At 71.4% G+C, this 753-nt stretch carries 1 protein-coding gene; it reads right to left on the bottom strand.

What is annotated here, in order from left to right; all coding sequences use genetic code 11:
* Window positions 1-39: 39 nt before the first annotated feature.
* Window positions 40-753: lytic polysaccharide monooxygenase (locus EF903_RS33290; RefSeq protein WP_221888826.1), on the bottom strand; the 714-nt coding region annotated here is incomplete at its 5' end.

The following is a 753-nucleotide window of genomic DNA, read 5'->3' as shown; positions in this document are numbered from 1 at the left end:
GCGGTGGGGTGGCCGTTCCTCCCCCCTCGGTCTCGGGGGTTACTTGAAGGTGACGTCCGAGCAGGAGTAGAAGGCCTCCTCGCTCTGGAAGGAGCCGTCCGGCTTCTTCAGGCCGTGCCAGATCGTGTAGATCAGGTGCTTGCCCTTCTTCTCCGGCAGCACCGCCTTGAACGTGAACGCCTTGGAGCCGAGGTAGCCGGACGGGGCCGCGGTCGCCGCCGTGTTGTCCGCGCTGAGGAAGGGGGTGTCCTCCAGGTCGGACCACTTCAGCGGCTTCTTCGGGTCGTAGCCGTCCTTCGTGACGTACATCTCCATGCGGTACGGGTTGTGCAGGGCGCTGATGTCGTAGCGCAGGTCGTACTCGGCGCCGCCGGGCAGGGTCGTCGAGGGGAAGTCGTCGCGGGGCAGGTCCAGGCCGGAGAACTGGGCGTTGCCGGCGCTGCACAGCTTGCCGTCGGGGATGCGGGCGCGGTGCTGCGGCGAGGAGGTGGGGGTGCTGTGGTCGATGGCGCGGCCTTGGACGATCGACTTCCAGTCGCCGGGGATGGCGGGGCTCGCGGCGAGGGCGAGCCGGCAGGCTTCGGTCGCGGTGCGGTTCTTCGTGCAGGCCACACTGCGGCTGACGGGGTCGGAGGTGGCGCCGTGCGCCGCGGCGGGCCCGGTGCCGAGCGTGGTGACGGCCAGCGGGAGGACGGCGAGGGCGGTGAGGCGCAGGGCCGCGGTCCGGCGGCCCTGCGCCTCACCGCCCTCGCC

Source organism: Streptomyces sp. WAC05292 (assembly GCF_003949955.1).
Lineage (GTDB): Bacteria > Actinomycetota > Actinomycetes > Streptomycetales > Streptomycetaceae > Streptomyces > Streptomyces globosus.
Note: the sequence above shows the minus strand (reverse complement) of the source record. Positions and strands in the feature narration are given on the sequence as shown.